The organism is Methanothermus sociabilis (genome assembly GCF_055392295.1).
Window position 1 is genome coordinate 32,805 of record NZ_AP042467.1, and the last position, 16,308, is coordinate 49,112.

Sequence of the window (16,308 nt, forward strand, 5' to 3'; positions counted from 1 at the left end):
TATGAGATCCAATATGAGCATCTGCAATATGTGCAAACTTATATGTAATAATACCATCCCCTTCTCAGATTTTTTAACAATAAATTTTTTATAAATCTTATCATAGATAATAGCTGTGGAAAAATATTATTTTTTGGGGAATTTCACATGAAATTAAAATCTTTAGAATTGAAAAACATTAGGAGCTATAAATATGAAAAATTAGAATTTAATGACGGAGTTACACTTTTTGAAGGAGATATTGGTAGTGGAAAATCAACAATATTGTTAGCTATAGAATTTGCACTTTTTGGTTTAGGTAATTACACAGGTTCTGGATTATTACGTATTGAAAATGGTGTACATGTAAGAGAAGGTCACGTTAAATTGGAATTTGAAAGCAATGGCAAACCATATATTGTATATCGAAGTTTAAAAAATGAAAATGGTAGAATAGGCCAAGATAAATGTTGGATTGTGGAAGATGGAAAAAAACAATTACTATCACCTACCGAATTAAAGAAGAAAATTTTAAAAATTTTAAATTTTAATGAACCTGTAAATCCAAGATCCAAAAGTGTAATATATAGATATGCTGTTTTTACACCACAAGAAGAAATGAAATCAATTTTAACAAAATCAGATGATGAACGTTTGAATACCATAAGGAAAGCTCTAAGATTGGATGAATATAAAAATGCTAGAGATAACTGTAAGTTGTTAAAGAATTTATTGAATACACGCTACATTGAATATAAGTCAAAGGTAGAGGGGCTAGATGAGCTTAAGAATAAATATAAGAAAAAAATGGAGGAGCTAAGCACAATAACATCCAAAATTAAAGAGTTGGAGAAAGATAGGGAAAAACTTAAGAATGAAGTTAAGGAGCTAGAGAAAAGGAAGGAGAAAATTGAGGAGAAGTATAGGGAGATTTTAAATCTGGAGGAGAAGATTCCAGAGATTGAGGAAAGAATGAGGGAAGAAAAAGAAAGATTGGAAAAAGTGAAAAAAGAGAAAAACAAGATTAAGAATTCCCTGGAAAAATTAAAAAGAGAGTTTGAAGCCAGTAAAGAAGAATTAAGCACAATAACATCCAAAATTAAAGAGTTGGAGAAAGATAGGGAAAAACTTAAGAATGAAGTTAAGGAGCTAGAGAAAAGGAAGGAGAAAATTGAGGAGAAGTATAGGGAGATCAAGTATAGGGAAAAAGAAATCCCAGAAATCAAGAAACGAATAACAGAGGAAAAAGAAAGAAAAGAATCGTTGATAAAAGAAAATAAAAATTTATCAGGAAAGCTGAAGGAGCAAAAACAAGAATATCAAAAGAAAAATGAAGAATTAAAAATAATTGAAGAAGAAATATCTGATCTAAGGGCAAGAATACATGGAAAAATAATGGAAAAAAATTTAGAAGACATAGAAAAAGATCTAGAAAAGTTTGAAGAAGAACTAAACAAAAAAATTGGAAGGATAGAAAATAATATCAAAAATATAAAATCTCTCAAGGAAAAGGGTGTATGTCCTACTTGTGAAAGGCCCATAGAAGAATATGAGGTAGATAATAAAGTAGAAAAATATTTAGAAAAGAAAAATAGAGTAAAAAATAAAATTGAGAAAGTTAGAGAAAAAATTGAAATGATTAGGAAATTAAAAGATAAAAATAGAAAATATAATGAAATAAAAAACGAATTAACGAGATTAAAAGAATACATAAACGAAAATGAGAAAAAATATGCAGAAAATGAAAAAGAAATTAAAAAAATTGATGTAAATATACATAAATTAAAAGAAAAACTGAAAAAAGAAAAAAAGAAGATTGCAGAAAAAGAGAAAGTAAAAGAAAAATTTGAAAAAATAAACAAAAAATACGAAAAGATAAGTAAAGATCTTGAAAATGTTAGTAATAAACTATCCAAATATGAGGAGCGTAAGGATAATCTCAAGGCTAATATCAGTAGAATAAAGAGCGATGAAAAAGAAAAAGAAAGTGATTTAAAAGAACGTAAAATCGAAATTGAAAATATTAAAAATAAAATTAACCAATTAAAACTAAGAAAAAGAAAAATAGAAAAGAAAATTAAAGAAAAACCAAAAGTAGAAGAAAAAGTTAAAAGAATCGAAAAAGAATTTGAAGAAAAAGAAGACATGCTTAAAAAAGTAGAGAAAGAATTGTCTTCATGTAAAAGCAGTGAAAGACATCTGAAAGAAAATATACGTGAAATTAAGGAGGAAATTAAGAAAAAAGAGGAATTCAAAGAATTAAGTGAAAAATATAAAGAATACAAAGAATGGATTGAAGATTACTTCATGCCATCTATTGAAGAAATTGAAGAACATATACTTATGAACATATATGAAAACTTTAATGAGAAATTTAAAGAATGGTTTAACAAGCTCATTGATGATCCTGAAAAATCTGTAAGAATTAATGAGAAATTTAAACCTGTTGTAGAGCAAGATGGATACGAACAAGACATTGAATATTTAAGTGGTGGAGAGAGGACAAGCGTTGCATTAGCATATCGTTTAGCTCTCAATAAGGTGGTTAGAGATTTCTCAGAAAGTGGTGACATCGATGTTTTGATTTTAGATGAACCTACAGATGGATTTAGTAGAGAACAGATAAACAAATTAAGAGATGTTTTAGATGATTTAGAATGTTCTCAGATTATACTGGTCTCACATGAAAGAGAACTTGAGGCATTAGCTGACTATGTGTACAGAGTAGAAAAATCTGCAGGCATTTCAGAGATCAAAGAAGGTTGATACATGGACACAAAAAAAGTTGCAGTTTTAGGTTTAGGAGTTGAAGGTAAGAATGCCATAAAATCCTTAAAAAAAAGAGGATATAGGATATATGCATCAGATAAAAATAGAATTGATTTTAAGGATGAGGAAGTAGAAGTAGATTTAGGTAAGCATGATATAAACAAAATACTATCCTGTGATTTTGTTGTTATTAGCCCAAGTATGTGGAATACTAAATTAGCATCTTTAATTAAAAAGAAGAAAAAAGTTATTTGCGATGTATTTAATAAACACAAATCAATATATACAATAGGAGTCACTGGGACAAACGGTAAAACAACAACAAGTTTAATGATTTATGAAATTTTAAAAAATTCCAAAAAGAATGTTTTAATTGGTGGAAATGCTGGCGGAGGTTTTGAAGGATACACTGAACTTATATTAGAAGCCAATGAAGGAAATTATGAATATATGGTTATTGAGATATGCGACATGACTCTAGATTTTGTAGATGATTGTTTTGACTTGGATATGGTTGTGGTTACTAATATAGGTGAAGATCACTTAAATTATCATAAAACTTTAGAAAATTTCAGAAGGAAGCTAAAGAAATTTTTAAAAAATAAAATTGCCATACTAAATTCTAAAGATCCTAATTTAGTGAAATTAGCTAAAGAACTCGATAATTACATATTTTATGATGAATATGATGTTCCACTTTTTGGTAGATTTAATAAGTTAAATGCTGGTGCTGCTGCTGCAGCAGCAAAATTTCTTGGCATTGATCCTAAAATCATATCTCATACATTAAAAAATTTTAAATTGCCAAAAGGGAGGTTAAAACACTATAATATTAATAACAAACATATAATAATTGGAAAAACTGATAACAAAACAGCTTTAGAGGCAGTATTAAATGAAATGAAATTTGATGCAATGTTTATAGGTACTCCCAGACGAAATGAATATTGGAGATTCAAAATTCTTGATGTTGCATATAAAAGTTCACCAAAGTTGATAGTATTGTTTCCAGGACTAGAAGATACCGTGGATATGGCTAAGAAAAGACTTGAAAAGTTAGGATTCAAAAATGTAGTTACAGTTAAAACTATAGATGAGATTGTTAAAATGTTTGAATTTGTTTTAGAAAAATATGAAAAAATATTCATTGGAGGTAATGGACAGAAAAAAATAAATAAAATCCAGGATATTTTAGAGGCTAAATTTGTTCAATATCAGTAGTTGGGGGTTCATCATAAAATTCAGCACGTCCCTAGCTTCATCATCCTTTAATTATAATTTCTATTTTATTATTAAAATCTAATTTTGAGATGGTAGAAATGAAATGCAAAATTTGTGGTGAAAGCCGTCCTTATATCTCAAAAGTTTTTGGTATATGTAAGGAATGTATTTTAGAAGGTGGAGAAGCTATTAAACATGTAAGAAAAATACATGGGGAAATAAGAAAAAAATTTAATTTACCTCCTGAGCCTCCTAAAGATGGAAATGTAAAATGTAATATATGTTCAAATAAATGTCGTATGAAGGAAAATGAAGTAGGATATTGTGGATTGAGGATGAATATTAGGGGAAAATTAAGATCTTTAGTTTCTGATGAAGAAGCTTTACTTTACACATATTTAGATCCAATACCAACCAACTGTTGTGCAGCCTGGTTCTGTCCAGGTTGTACGGGACGTGGATACCCAAAGTATGCCTATAAAAATGGACCAGAATATGGATTTTATAATTTAGCTTCTTTCTTTTATGGCTGTAATTTTGATTGTGTATATTGCCAAAATATTTCACATAAAAATTTATGGAAAGCTCCAAAAATGACAATAGAAAAATTTGTTAATGAAGTTAAAAATGAAAAAATAACATGTATATGTTATTTTGGAGGATCTCCCGAACCCCAATTACCATTTGCAATAAAAGCATCAAAAGAAGCCTTAAAACTTGGAAAGAAAATATTAAGAATTTGTTGGGAATGGAATGGATGTGGTAACGAAAAATTAGTCAAAAGAGCTGCAAAAATAGCAGGGGAAAGTGGTGGAATAATAAAATTTGACTTAAAATGCTTTGATGAAAATTTAAGCATAGCTTTAAGTGGAGTATCAAATAAGCAAGCATACAAAAATTTTAAAATGATAGGAGAAAAATTCTTTGATAGATATGATATTCCTGTTTTAACAGCGACAACGCTTCTTGTACCGGGATATGTAGATAAAGATGAAGTTAGGAAAATTTCTAAATTTATAGCTGAAATAAATGATGAGATACCTTATCAATTATTAGTTTTTCATCCAGATTATATGATGATGGATCTTCCTATAACTCCAAGGAAACAAGTGTATGAATGCTTTAACGAGGCTAAAAAATATTTAAAAAATGTGGACATTGGTAACATCCACCTTATAACTTAGGAGGAGTAATGTTGAAGAAGAAAAAAATTATAGCTTTAGCAGAAAAAGATTTTGAGAAAGCATGGAAATTAAGCAAAAAAACCTTAAAAGAACCACACCATGACTTACAATATCCAAGATTATATTATAGATATGGGAAGTCCCACCCATTATATGATACAATATTTAAGCTTAGAGAAGCTTATTTAAAATTAGGGTTTGACGAAGTTGTAAACCCTGTTTTTATAAATGAGGATGAAGTTTATAAACAATTTGGGCCAGAAGCTCCTGCTATTTTAGATCGTTGTTTTTATTTAGCGGGGCTACCTAGGCCTGATATAGGAATTGAAAAAGATAAAATTAAAAAAATTAAAAATTTAAAAAGTGATGCTGATATCGGTAAATTAAAAGAAGTATTTAGAGAATATAAGTTAGGAAATATTGCTGGTGACGACTTAGTATATGAAATTTCAAATGCTTTAGATGTTGATGACGAAACAGCATTGCGTATTTTGGAAATTTTTCCAGAAATTAAAAAATTGAAACCACAAGTAAGTGACGTAACATTACGTTCTCATATGACAGCTAGTTGGTTTGTAACACTTTCGAAAATTCATGATAAATATAGATTACCAATAAAATTGTTTTCAATAGATAGATGTTTTAGACGAGAACAGAGGGAAGATGAAAGTCACCTTATGACATACTTTTCTGCATCATGTGTTTTTGTCGATGAAGAAGTATCAATTGATGTTGGTAAAGCAGTAGCTGAGGGAATATTGAGATATTTTGGCTTTTCCAATTTTAAATTTATTCCAGATGAAAAAAGGTCCAAATATTATATACCTGATACACAAACAGAGGTTTATGCCTATCATCCAAAAATAAAGAAGTGGATAGAAGTAGCTACCTTTGGATTATATTCACCAATCGCACTGGCAAAATATAATATAGATAAAGAAGTCATGAATTTAGGTATTGGGGTTGAAAGACTTGCAATGGTATTGGAAAATGAAAAAGATGTTAGAAAATTAGTTTACCCACAATTTTATGGAGAATGGAAGATATCTGATAGAGAATTAGCATCAATGCTTAAAATAGATTTGTATCCAGTAACTGAAGAAGGAAGAAAACTTATGAAAAAAATTATTGAGGGTTGGAAAAGGTATAAGGATGAACCTTCTCCTTGTGAATTTAAAATATTTTCTGGAAAATTCCTTAATAAAAAAATAGTTGTTAAGGCTATAGAGCCTGAAAAAAATACTAAACTATTAGGACCTGCTATTGAAAACCAAGTATATGTATACGATGGCAATATAGTTGGAGTTCCAAAGAAAGGTGTGAAAAGTCCTTTAGCAGAGAAAGCAAAGAAAAATGGAATAAATACAAATATAAGTTATATGGATTCACTAGCTGCTAAGGTGTCATATAAAATAGAGGAATTAGTTGTTAGCGGTGGGGATTATTTAAAATTAAGAACTGCAATCGCACGTTCGCTTTCAGATGTAAATCTCAAATTAGACAAAGTTGCAATGAAATATATTACAAAGAAAAATAAAGAAATTGATGTGAGGGGTCCAATTTTTGCTACTATTGAGTGCAAGGTGAAAGAATGAAAATAAAAGGTAAAGTGGTTTCAGGTTGTGGCGAAGGTTCGTATTATATGTCACAAAAAATATATTTATCACAATTTAAGAAAAAATTAGGTTTTACACCATTCAAAGGAACTTTGAACATTAAGGTAGACAATTCTGTGGCTGTAGAGGATATTAAAAAGAAATGTAAAAAAATAAAGGGTGAAGGAAAATTTGGCGATGTTTTATATATTGAAGCAAAATTAAATGATATAGATGGTGCAATAATTTTCCCTCTAAAAACAAAACATGATAATAGTATTATTGAGTATATAGCACCAGTTAAAGTTAGAGAAAAACTTGGGTTAAAAGATGGAGACAAAGTATGCATAAAGGTATTGTGATAAAATGATAAAAGAGGCATTAAGAGCTTTAAGAAAAGGCGAAATGGTATTGGTTTTTGATAGTGAAGATAGAGAAGGCGAAACAGACATGATAAAAGCTGCCGAATTCGTGACTCATGAAGACATTGCTATTTTAAGAAATGATGCAGGTGGCTTAATTTGTGCACCAATATCAGCGAAAAATGCTGAGAAATTAGGAATTCCTTATATGACATCTATATTAGAGACTGCAAGTAACAAATATCCAGTTCTTTCAGAATTATCACCACATGACATCCCATATGATGAGAAATCAGCATTTTCAATAACTATAAATCATAGAAATACATTTACAGGTATAACAGATAGAGACAGAGCCAAAACAATAAGAGAACTCGCATTATTATGTAAAAACAAAGAATATGATAAATTTGGAAAATTTTTTAGATCTCCTGGACATGTAACTTTACTCATAGCTTCCAAAAATAATTTATTAGAGAGGACAGGGCACACTGAAATGAGTATAGCATTAATGGAAATGGCTGGATTAACTGAAGTTGCAGTATGTTGTGAGATGATGGATGACGAGACTGGAAGAGCATTAAGTATGCAAGATGCAAAAAGATATGCTGAAAGAAATGATTTAGTGTTTCTAAAAGGTGAAGAATTAATAAATGCTTATTATGAATATCTTGGAGTTCCAGTTCCTAACAGATAATCATCAATAAATTCTCTTACTCTTTCCACTAAATTTTCCAAAGGTACATAACCTTCAAATTTAACATTTTCAGCGGCTTTTATAATTTTATTTATATCAATATTCTTTTCTACAACTTCTAAAGCTTTTAAAGAAAAATTTTCTAGGCTTATTTCAACTTCAGGAGTACTCTTCCTTTCCCTTAAAATTACTTTAGGCATTGTAAACACATATCCATTGAAATTACTTAAATTAATTCTTTTAACTATGTTTTCATCATAAACCTTATTGAGAATTATGCCTTTCACTTTAATTCCTAATTTTTCTAGTAATTTTGCATGTGAAATTAAATTTAAAGTTGCAGTTTCAATACCTGCCTTGTTACAAGCTTCTACTAATATAACAGGTATATTAGCAGCCATTGCAATCTCTACAGCCGAATATGGTACTTTTTCGTTTAACATTCCTGTCAATATACTCATAACGCCCTCTATAAGTACTATATCAAATTTTCTTTTCATATGATTGATAACATCCTTTAATTCCATCCATCCAAGATGTCCTATTTTGATAGATGAATATTTACCCATTTTTTCTTTTGTTAGATATAATGCAGGTGTAATGTCCCTAACGTCTGGACCTACTTTTGCAATACCTACATCAAATCCTTTTTTACGTAAAACTCCCGCAAGCCCTGTTGTTATAAAAGTTTTTCCAGCTCCAGAACTAATACCTGCAATCATTAAAAAACGGGTATTTTTAGAGTTTTTTTCTTTTTTCTTAGCAAATATATTAGTGTCCACACCAATTTCTCTTTTTATTTTATTTTTTAGCTTTTTATTTTCTTCCTTAATTTTTATAATTTCCTTTTCATTAAGATCAAGAAATGAAAATATATTATCAACCAACTCCGGATTATAATCAAGACAACCATGTATTAAAGTTCCAACAACATTTCCATCATCATTGCTAACACCAGAAATTACCTCTCTTCTTTTGTCCTTATAATTAGTCCTTTTTAAAATAGAACAAAATATTGGTTTTTCTGTTGTTGTTATTTTTCCATATGTATGGCAATGGAATCCTTCTATTGTTTTATTAATTAAACCTTTTGTCAAAAAACAATCGCCTACAATTTTTGCTTTGACACGGTCATTGTTTATTAAAGGCTCAAACTTTACATCTAGGAGTCCTATACCTTTCTTCCAAATTGGTATTGGAGACCTACGACCTACATCAGTTTTTTTACCTAAAACTTGGAATCCTGAACATATTCCTAAAACAAATCCGCCGTCCTCTGCTATTTTTTTTATTTCTTTTTCTATTTCCGGAGTTATAGTACCTGATTCTATAATACTTCCACCAGGTATGATAACACCATCAAGTACTTTATGGGCTGGTATACCTCTTACCATCCCATTTTTTTTGATTATGTCGGTTGGAAGATTCCCAAAATCTTCAAATGCTGGTAGGGATCCTTTTATATATAATAGACCGATTCTTTTCATTGAAACACCATTTCTGTCACCAAAAATTTTTAAATGAATATTTCATTAAACTTAAAGTTGCATCTTTACCAATAAGTTTTTTGACATCTCTAATAAATTCTTGGAACATCAAAATATATGGAACTTCTTCCTGATTATTATTTTCAATTTTAATATTTTCACATTTCCCAATCTGATCTTCAGAAGCTATTTCAAGCCCGATGTAGTTTTCCCAGATATAACATAATGTCCATGCTGAGGTGTCCCTGGAACTGCTGCAGGATGTAAAGATGAAATCCCTATCTCATAAGTTCTTTTCCCAAATGGTGTGAAAAGTATTGCTACTTCAGCATCTTTCGCTGCTTCTTCATCTTTATCAGTTATTTCAACTCCAGCATCCTCAACTTTCTTCCAATGTTCCTCTTCCATCACCTCTCTATTCTTCTCAGCTAGAACTGCATCATGTCCAGCTTCTGAAAATTCTATTGCCACTCACTAAAATATTCAAGCTATGGTTAATCGTTTCTGTCATGCAGGTAACAATGAAAAGTAAATATTATTATTATCTACATGACTTTTTTGTAAGACTTTCCTATTAATCTCTTTTGTTAAAAATTCACTTTTATACAATTTTTTATCACTTTACTGTACACAGACACAAAGATTTCTGCATCTGCCGTCTGTGTCATAATAACCTCTAAAATCTCCTATACTTTAACCATTTGCCATTAAAGATGAACATTGCTCTTTCTTTATTATCTTCTTTTATTTTTTTGATATCTAACTTCATATCAATAGCACTCATTATACCATCTCCAAACATCTCATGAGCTACTTCTTTAATAACGGGTCCGTAAAGCATCACAATTTCATAAAAACGATAAACAAAAGGATCTGTTGGGGGCCAAGGTTGAATAGGCTTTCGATAGGGAATTTTTTTAAGAGCTTCTTTTACCTCTTCAGAAAGCTCTAATAATTTACATAATTTTTCTGCCTCTTTATCGTTAGCTACACTATATCCATATGCTAACATAGCTGCACCTAAAGCATTCCTGCCAATTTCGTTTCCAATTTGTTCCCAAGTCAGATTTTTAGACTCTTTGGCTGCCAGTATATGTTTACGCATTTCTTCCTTATTCATACTCCATCCCTCCTCAACTGTAAAAAATTGCTATTTTCATTTTTACACCCTCTTAAATTTTGGTAAATGGTTGAAATGCCAACATTACATTACGAAGCATTTTTGCAAAACTATTTATCTTTCTCAAGCCTGCCTCCTTTGAATATTTTATACATTTATCCAAAGATTTTTCTGCATGCTTATACCAACCTCTTCTCAAATTTCTAATTGAATATAAAAAATATAGGTAAGAGCATGCTTTCTCATCACCTATTGCTTCAGCAATGTTGATAGCCTCTTCCAATGGTAAAATTGATGAATTCCTGTAAAGTTCTAAATATTCTTCTGGGATTTTGAGTTCTGCAATCAAGCAATCAATAATTTTGTTTATTTCCTTAACTTTTTCCCATTCTCTTTCAAAATCTTGTTTTTGAATTTTTAAGATTAGCATTTTAAGACCCTTTGTTTTTATTATTTATATTGACTCTTCTAATTCAGCTAATCCTCCGTAAAACATTGCAATGCTTGGCAATGTTATTAAAAACGTCAATATTGTAGGCAATACAACGCAAACCACTTTTTCGTCTATTATGTTCATTCTTTTTACCTCCCGGAAATATATAGGAAATCGGCAACCTACTTCCGACATTATCAACTAAGGAATTCATTATATATAAATGTTGCGATATTACTAATTTTGCTAAAAATTAATACCTACCAAGAAAAACATTAAAAGTTTCTTTAGCTTCATTTGGAGATGCTACACCAACAGTAACAATGTCAACACATTTTTTAAGCTTTAAATAATTTAAAGCTTCTTTTGGTTCTAATTTACCTGCTGCAAGCACTTTTTTTGCAATTATTTTTTTATTTAATCTTTCAATTAAATTTTCTATCTCTTCTATAGACCTATCCATCAAATATCCAAGACTGTTAAATGGTAGCATGTATATGTCGAACATTTTTCTAATACTTGAGTTCAAAATTCTTTTAGTAGTTTTATAAGGGGCATGAGTGGCAAGTCCTGCTATTGCTCCCTTATCATTTATTTTCTTTAGTAACGTTTCAACGTAGTTAAAATTACCTCCATCAACTAAACTAGCATGTAAAACCATGGATTCTGCTTCTAAGTCATCTAACAATTCTATATCTTCTAATTCTGTGTTTGGACGTATTGTTCCAACAATTTTCATTTTACATCCATCTTTTATTGCCATCTCAAGTGCTTTAATTATTGGTTTATATGGTAGAAGTTGTATGCCTTTAACACCAATTTCCCATGATTTTTTTATTATTTTGTACATGTTGTGAGGTTTTTTATATAAAGTAGAATAATAGTAGCTTGCTTTTGCTCCAAATTGTCCTGCTCCAATAAAAGAAGACGTCCCTAATAACAATCTAGGTATTTTCCTGTTTTTAAGATTAATTTCTCCATTAAACATTTGATACTCCCACACTTTGAAGTTACCTTAAATACTATTTTTTAATTTAAACAAAAATTAATTTTCAAAATATTAAGGAGGAAATTTCGTGGAAAAATTATTAACTAAAATGACAGAAGAAAACATTCATGCAGGAATAATAACAAAAAAAGAAAATATATATTATGTTACAGGTTTTGAACCTTCTAGTTTTTCAATTTTAATTATAAAAGAAGAACCTTTACTTTTAGTTAGTAAAATGGATATAACTGCAGCTGAAAAATATTCAAATGTTCAGGTAGATGAATTCAAATCTCTTAAGGAAATTAAAAAAAGATTTGAAAAAAATGGGTTTGATAAGGTATTTATAGAACCTTCAACACCATTTGAAATTGTTAAAAAATTGGAAGGTAATTGGGATTTTGTTATAAAAGATTTTATTTCTTACTTAAGAATGATAAAAACCAAACATGAAATAAAACAAATAAAAAAAGCTATTTCTATATCTAAAAAAATTATAAAAGAAATGGCATTTGATGGAAGTGAAAATGAAGTAGCAGCATCCATTGATTATAATATGCGTATAAATGGAGCTGAAAAACCAGCATTTGAAACAATAGTTACATCAGGAAAAAGATCAAGTTATCCTCACGTGTCACCATCAAACAAAAAGTTAGAAAATCCTATTTTAATTGACTGGGGAGCCAGATACAACCATTATTGTTCAGATATGACAAGAACAATTGTAAAAACCGAAAAAGAAGAAGAAATGTTTGAAATTGTGCTTGAAGCCCAAAAAAAAGGTATAGATGCTATTCGTTCTGGTATAACTGCATCTAAAATAGATAGAATTGTTAGAGATGTAATTAAGGAATATGGTTACGGTAAATACTTTATACATTCTACTGGTCATGGCGTTGGATTGGAAGTTCATGAAAGACCTTCTTTATCAAAAAAAGATGATACAAAACTTAAAACAAACATGGTTATTACAGTAGAACCAGGTATTTATATTCCTGAAAAATTTGGTGTAAGAGTTGAAGACATGGTTCTTGTAAAGAAAAAAAGAGCAAAGGTATTAACAAAAAAATTACCTCTATATTTTTAAATTTTTATGGATAAATAACAATTCTATAATATACATTGCCAACTTTCACAGTGTCATCACTAATTTGCTCAGCTCCTAAACCAACTAATGATTTTATTGTTTCATTGACAACTATTGACTTTTGATCGTTGCTTAAAGCATTGTTAAGGAAAATACTAACATTTTTATTTGTTTCATTCCCATTGACATAAATCTTTGTAATCTTAACAGGTTCTAATATAGTGCCATTGTATAGAAGTTCTGAGATAGATTTTGATGCTCCTTCTCTAATAACTGAAATTACCTTATCTTCACGAAATTGGTTAGCTACATTGAAAGCAAAAATCAAAATTATTATGGCTATTATCCCTAATACAAGTATTAGTTCTGCAGATGCCTGTCCTCTTTCCATATTATTTTATTGGTTTTCTAATAAAAAATAATTTTTTTAACGTTTAATCAATTTTACATCAAACTGGCAGAAATCGTTTCCTAATCCAAAACAATGTGTTTCTTTTGCAACGACCTTACATTTAAGTATTTTTTCTAATGCACCTGCAATTATTCCAGCTTCAAAATCACAAAGAGTTTTTCCACATTCTGGTAATCCATAGCAAGTTACACATTCATCAATTCTTATTTTTAGAGGATCTACATCTACAACTGAAATTAATCCCAATCTTTTTTTTTTAGAAATTTCCTTAAGTTCCTCAATACTTTTTGCATTTAATTTTTTTCCTAATTCTTTACCTGAATAATAAAGAAGAGACTTTGCAGCATCTTCTCCAATATATTTTGCCAGAGATATATGCCTTAAACCTCTAAAAATATCAATACTCACTGTAGAACCAAGTTGTCTTCTCTCAGAATTTAACATTTTTAACACCTATTAAAAATTAATTATTAATTATCCCTATCCCATTCTCATATTTAATTTTTATGTTTGAATATGACTCAAGTTCTTTAAGAAATATTTTGGCTTCTTTTGCATCCATTGGTTGAGGATAACAATTTACAATTTTTATAGGATAAATATGAACAGTAGTACTAGTATTTTTAATAGTCACAACTATTATCATAGATTTTTTTGTTTCTGGGTTTTGTTGGTCAAATACACAGTTCCCAAGACTATAAAATATTAAATGACCCTTATATTTTTCTATACTTTCAACAACATGGGGATGATGTCCTATAACCATGAAAGCTCCTTCATCAATACATTTATGCGATATCATTCTCTGAAATTCATTTGGAATTCGATGATATTCATTTCCATAATGAAATTCACAAATAATATAATTAGCTCCCATTATTTTTGCTTGATGTATTGCAGATTTTATATGATCCCAAGAAATTGGTGCAAATCCTGGCCTGTTTTTGGTTGCAGGTTGTGAATATTCGTCAACAAATTCTGAAGCTTCTATGATTGCTATCTTTTTTCCTTTAATATTTACAATTAGTGGTTTATAGGCCTCTTGAATATTGGAACCTACTCCTACATACATTATACCATTGTTTTTAAGATTTTTCATTGTATCATTAAGTCCTGACATTCCATAATCCATGATATGGTTGTTTGCAAGACATGCAACATCGACACCACCTTCTTTAAGAAATTTTATAAATTGCGGATCTGCTTTAAATGTAACTAATTTTTCAGATTGATTATTTGAATAAGTGACAGGTGATTCTAAATTAATGATTGTTAAATCTGTATTGTTTGTAATATTGAGAATGTATTTAAATGGTTGTGGATTTTCATGTAAAACTGAATCTACACCACGTCCTAACATCACGTCTCCAGTAAAAGTAATATTGATAGGTTTCTCAGGTTTTGGCACTTTTTGGATAGGAATAAAACATATAGTTAACAAGGATGATAAAGATAAAATTAAAACTATAAAAATCAATTTCCTTAACATAAACATTATTTATTGGTTTTCTGTATTAATAACTTTAATTTATAATGAGGTGTATGTATGGAAATCTTGGAGAAGGTAAAAGCTATAAAAAATCAAGAAATAAGCGCTGTAGAAAATCTAGAGAATTTCATAGATACTATAAAGAAGAAAGATCCTAAAATAAATGCATTTATAGAAATAGATGAAGAAGGTGCAAGAAAGACTGCAGAAGAGATAGACAAAAAGATAGCAAGAGGTGAAAAAACAGGTAAATTAGCAGGTTTAGTGATAGCAATAAAAAGTAATATCAATGTAGAGGGTTTCACAGTATCTGCAGGTTCTAAAACATTAGAAAATTATGTAAGTGGTTATGATGCCACTGTAATAAAAAGAATAAAGAATGAAGATGGAATAATAATTGGTATGACTAATATGGATGAATTTGCATGTGGTTCATCAACAGAAACATCTTATTATGGTCCTACAGATAATCCTTCAGCTCCTGGTTATATTCCTGGTGGATCAAGTGGTGGTAGTGCAGCTGCAATTGCAGCTGATATGTGTGATATAGCTTTAGGCTCAGATACTGGTGGATCAATAAGAAATCCTGCTGCATGTTGTGGAGTAATAGGATTTAAACCAACATATGGTTTTGTATCAAGATATGGACTTATAGACCTCGCAATGAGTCTTGATCAAATAGGTCCTTTCGCAAATGATGTTACAGGAATTTCTTTAATGCTAGATACTATCGTTGGATATGATCCTGCTGATCCAACAACAATGAAAATAAAACCATCATTTACTAATAATCTAGAAGGAAATATTGAGAATATGAAAGTAGGTATAGTAAAAGAATTTCAAGAAGTATCACAAGATTCAATAGTTAAGGTTGTGAATGATATTGTTTCTGAGCTTGATGCACATGGCGTTGAAATTCAGGAACTTAAATTTGATTACATTGACTTGGTTTTACCAACATATTATTTAATTAACTTTGTGGAATTTTTCTCTGCAACTAGAAAATATGATGGACGTAAATATGGTTATAGAATTGAAGAAGTTTGTGGTGAAGAAGTGTTACGTAGAATACAGATTGGATCATATATAAGCCAGAAAGAATATTCAGGAAAATACTATAGAAGAGCTTTACAAGCACGTTCATTAATAAGAAAAGAATTTATGAAATTGTTAAAAGATGTGGATATAATAATAGGTCCTACTCTCCCAAAATTACCTCATAAAATAGGAACAGAAATTGAACCTTTAGAAATGTATAAATACGATATATTAACTTGTCTTACAAATCTTGTGGGAATACCTGCAGCAAGTGTAGATGTTGGAAAAATAAAAAATATCCCAGTAGGAGTTCAAATACAGGCAAAAGCTTGTGAAGATTATAAAGTGTTGCAGGCGGCGCATGCAATTAAAAAACTTATTACTTAAAACCAATAAAAACGTTAAATATATATATCAAAAATTCCCTTTATTAATTTTACAGAATAA

Annotated in this window: 17 protein-coding genes; 8 read left to right on the forward strand and 9 right to left on the reverse strand. The window is 29.6% G+C overall.

All coding sequences use genetic code 11. The features are described 5' to 3' along the window. Nucleotides 1-147 precede the first annotated feature (147 nt). The 6 genes from ACZ5LY_RS00195 (at nt 148) to ribB (ending at nt 7,807) form a co-directional block, all read left to right on the forward strand. Nucleotides 148-2,745: an AAA family ATPase gene (locus ACZ5LY_RS00195; protein ID WP_464577579.1), complete on the forward strand. Its 2,598-nt coding sequence runs from the start codon at nt 148-150 to the stop codon at nt 2,743-2,745. A gap of 3 nt (nt 2,746-2,748) precedes the next feature. Further along, entirely contained in the window at nt 2,749-3,969 is a 1,221-nt protein-coding gene (locus ACZ5LY_RS00200; protein ID WP_013413421.1) for a Mur ligase family protein, read from the forward strand. A gap of 98 nt (nt 3,970-4,067) precedes the next feature. Then, complete coding sequence (locus tag ACZ5LY_RS00205) at nt 4,068-5,153, forward strand: radical SAM protein (RefSeq protein ID WP_048060539.1); 1,086 nt, start codon at nt 4,068-4,070, stop codon at nt 5,151-5,153. An 8-nt stretch (nt 5,154-5,161) separates the two neighbouring features. After that, entirely contained in the window at nt 5,162-6,748 is a 1,587-nt protein-coding gene (sepS, locus tag ACZ5LY_RS00210; protein ID WP_013413423.1) for an O-phosphoserine--tRNA ligase, read from the forward strand. Continuing rightward, on the forward strand, nt 6,745-7,110 hold the full coding sequence (locus ACZ5LY_RS00215; protein WP_013413424.1) for a DUF120 domain-containing protein: 366 nt from the start codon (nt 6,745-6,747) through the stop codon (nt 7,108-7,110). The genes sepS and ACZ5LY_RS00215 overlap by 4 nt, the downstream gene beginning before the upstream one ends. Nucleotides 7,111-7,114: 4 nt before the next feature. Further along, nucleotides 7,115-7,807 (forward strand): 3,4-dihydroxy-2-butanone-4-phosphate synthase, encoded by a 693-nt coding sequence (gene ribB / locus ACZ5LY_RS00220; protein ID WP_013413425.1) that lies wholly within the window; start codon nt 7,115-7,117, stop codon nt 7,805-7,807. On the opposite strand, the gene ACZ5LY_RS00225 is transcribed toward ribB, so the two are convergent. The 6 genes from ACZ5LY_RS00225 to ACZ5LY_RS00250 form a co-directional block, all read right to left on the reverse strand. Further along, nucleotides 7,771-9,294: a nucleotide-binding protein gene (locus ACZ5LY_RS00225; protein WP_464577580.1), complete on the reverse strand. Its 1,524-nt coding sequence runs from the start codon at nt 9,292-9,294 to the stop codon at nt 7,771-7,773. The genes ribB and ACZ5LY_RS00225 overlap by 37 nt on opposite strands. A 186-nt stretch (nt 9,295-9,480) precedes the next feature. Next, on the reverse strand, nt 9,481-9,765 hold the full coding sequence (locus ACZ5LY_RS00230) for a hypothetical protein (RefSeq protein ID WP_464577581.1): 285 nt from the start codon (nt 9,763-9,765) through the stop codon (nt 9,481-9,483). Nucleotides 9,766-9,970: 205 nt separating this feature from the next. After that, nucleotides 9,971-10,414: a cyanase gene (gene cynS, locus ACZ5LY_RS00235; RefSeq protein ID WP_464577582.1), complete on the reverse strand. Its 444-nt coding sequence runs from the start codon at nt 10,412-10,414 to the stop codon at nt 9,971-9,973. Between the two features lie 52 nt (nt 10,415-10,466). Further along, the gene (locus tag ACZ5LY_RS00240) at nt 10,467-10,844 is read right to left on the reverse strand and encodes a hypothetical protein (RefSeq protein WP_464577583.1); all 378 of its coding nucleotides are present in this window, start codon (nt 10,842-10,844) and stop codon (nt 10,467-10,469) included. A gap of 24 nt (nt 10,845-10,868) precedes the next feature. Next, nucleotides 10,869-10,991: a hypothetical protein gene (locus ACZ5LY_RS00245; RefSeq protein ID WP_013413429.1), complete on the reverse strand. Its 123-nt coding sequence runs from the start codon at nt 10,989-10,991 to the stop codon at nt 10,869-10,871. 109 nt (nt 10,992-11,100) lie between these two features. Then, on the reverse strand, nt 11,101-11,835 hold the full coding sequence (locus ACZ5LY_RS00250; RefSeq protein WP_464577584.1) for an aldo-keto reductase family protein: 735 nt from the start codon (nt 11,833-11,835) through the stop codon (nt 11,101-11,103). Nucleotides 11,836-11,923: 88 nt separating this feature from the next. On the opposite strand from ACZ5LY_RS00250, the gene ACZ5LY_RS00255 reads away from it, so the two are divergent. After that, nucleotides 11,924-12,922, forward strand: coding sequence for a M24 family metallopeptidase (locus ACZ5LY_RS00255; protein ID WP_464577585.1), 999 nt, complete (start codon nt 11,924-11,926; stop codon nt 12,920-12,922). 4 nt (nt 12,923-12,926) lie between these two features. Here ACZ5LY_RS00255 and ACZ5LY_RS00260 read toward each other — a convergent pair whose 3' ends face one another. Genes ACZ5LY_RS00260 through ACZ5LY_RS00270 form a run of 3 tightly spaced genes read right to left on the reverse strand, consistent with a single transcriptional unit; the run spans nt 12,927 to nt 14,823 of the window. Continuing rightward, on the reverse strand, nt 12,927-13,313 hold the full coding sequence (locus tag ACZ5LY_RS00260) for a hypothetical protein (protein WP_464577586.1): 387 nt from the start codon (nt 13,311-13,313) through the stop codon (nt 12,927-12,929). Nucleotides 13,314-13,349: 36 nt separating this feature from the next. After that, the gene (locus ACZ5LY_RS00265; RefSeq protein WP_464577587.1) at nt 13,350-13,778 is read right to left on the reverse strand and encodes a DUF2507 domain-containing protein; all 429 of its coding nucleotides are present in this window, start codon (nt 13,776-13,778) and stop codon (nt 13,350-13,352) included. Nucleotides 13,779-13,797: 19 nt separating this feature from the next. Then, entirely contained in the window at nt 13,798-14,823 is a 1,026-nt protein-coding gene (locus ACZ5LY_RS00270; protein WP_464577588.1) for a CapA family protein, read from the reverse strand. Nucleotides 14,824-14,880: 57 nt separating this feature from the next. On the opposite strand from ACZ5LY_RS00270, the gene gatA reads away from it, so the two are divergent. Beyond that, nucleotides 14,881-16,248 carry an Asp-tRNA(Asn)/Glu-tRNA(Gln) amidotransferase subunit GatA gene (gatA, locus tag ACZ5LY_RS00275; RefSeq protein ID WP_464577589.1) on the forward strand — a complete coding sequence of 456 codons (1,368 nt, stop codon included), beginning with the start codon at nt 14,881-14,883 and terminating at the stop codon, nt 16,246-16,248. Nucleotides 16,249-16,308 lie beyond the last annotated feature (60 nt).

Coding starts and splice junctions, on each gene's coding strand:
- ACZ5LY_RS00195 (WP_464577579.1), top strand. CDS start 148: ATGAAATTAAAATCTTTAGAATTGAAAAACATTAGGAGCTATAAATAT.
- ACZ5LY_RS00200 (WP_013413421.1), top strand. CDS start 2,749: ATGGACACAAAAAAAGTTGCAGTTTTAGGTTTAGGAGTTGAAGGTAAG.
- ACZ5LY_RS00205 (WP_048060539.1), top strand. CDS start 4,068: ATGAAATGCAAAATTTGTGGTGAAAGCCGTCCTTATATCTCAAAAGTT.
- sepS (WP_013413423.1), top strand. CDS start 5,162: ATGTTGAAGAAGAAAAAAATTATAGCTTTAGCAGAAAAAGATTTTGAG.
- ACZ5LY_RS00215 (WP_013413424.1), top strand. CDS start 6,745: ATGAAAATAAAAGGTAAAGTGGTTTCAGGTTGTGGCGAAGGTTCGTAT.
- ribB (WP_013413425.1), top strand. CDS start 7,115: ATGATAAAAGAGGCATTAAGAGCTTTAAGAAAAGGCGAAATGGTATTG.
- ACZ5LY_RS00225 (WP_464577580.1), bottom strand. CDS start 9,294: ATGAAAAGAATCGGTCTATTATATATAAAAGGATCCCTACCAGCATTT.
- cynS (WP_464577582.1), bottom strand. CDS start 10,414: ATGAATAAGGAAGAAATGCGTAAACATATACTGGCAGCCAAAGAGTCT.
- ACZ5LY_RS00240 (WP_464577583.1), bottom strand. CDS start 10,844: ATGCTAATCTTAAAAATTCAAAAACAAGATTTTGAAAGAGAATGGGAA.
- ACZ5LY_RS00245 (WP_013413429.1), bottom strand. CDS start 10,991: ATGAACATAATAGACGAAAAAGTGGTTTGCGTTGTATTGCCTACAATA.
- ACZ5LY_RS00250 (WP_464577584.1), bottom strand. CDS start 11,835: ATGTTTAATGGAGAAATTAATCTTAAAAACAGGAAAATACCTAGATTG.
- ACZ5LY_RS00260 (WP_464577586.1), bottom strand. CDS start 13,313: ATGGAAAGAGGACAGGCATCTGCAGAACTAATACTTGTATTAGGGATA.
- ACZ5LY_RS00265 (WP_464577587.1), bottom strand. CDS start 13,778: ATGTTAAATTCTGAGAGAAGACAACTTGGTTCTACAGTGAGTATTGAT.
- ACZ5LY_RS00270 (WP_464577588.1), bottom strand. CDS start 14,823: ATGTTAAGGAAATTGATTTTTATAGTTTTAATTTTATCTTTATCATCC.
- gatA (WP_464577589.1), top strand. CDS start 14,881: ATGGAAATCTTGGAGAAGGTAAAAGCTATAAAAAATCAAGAAATAAGC.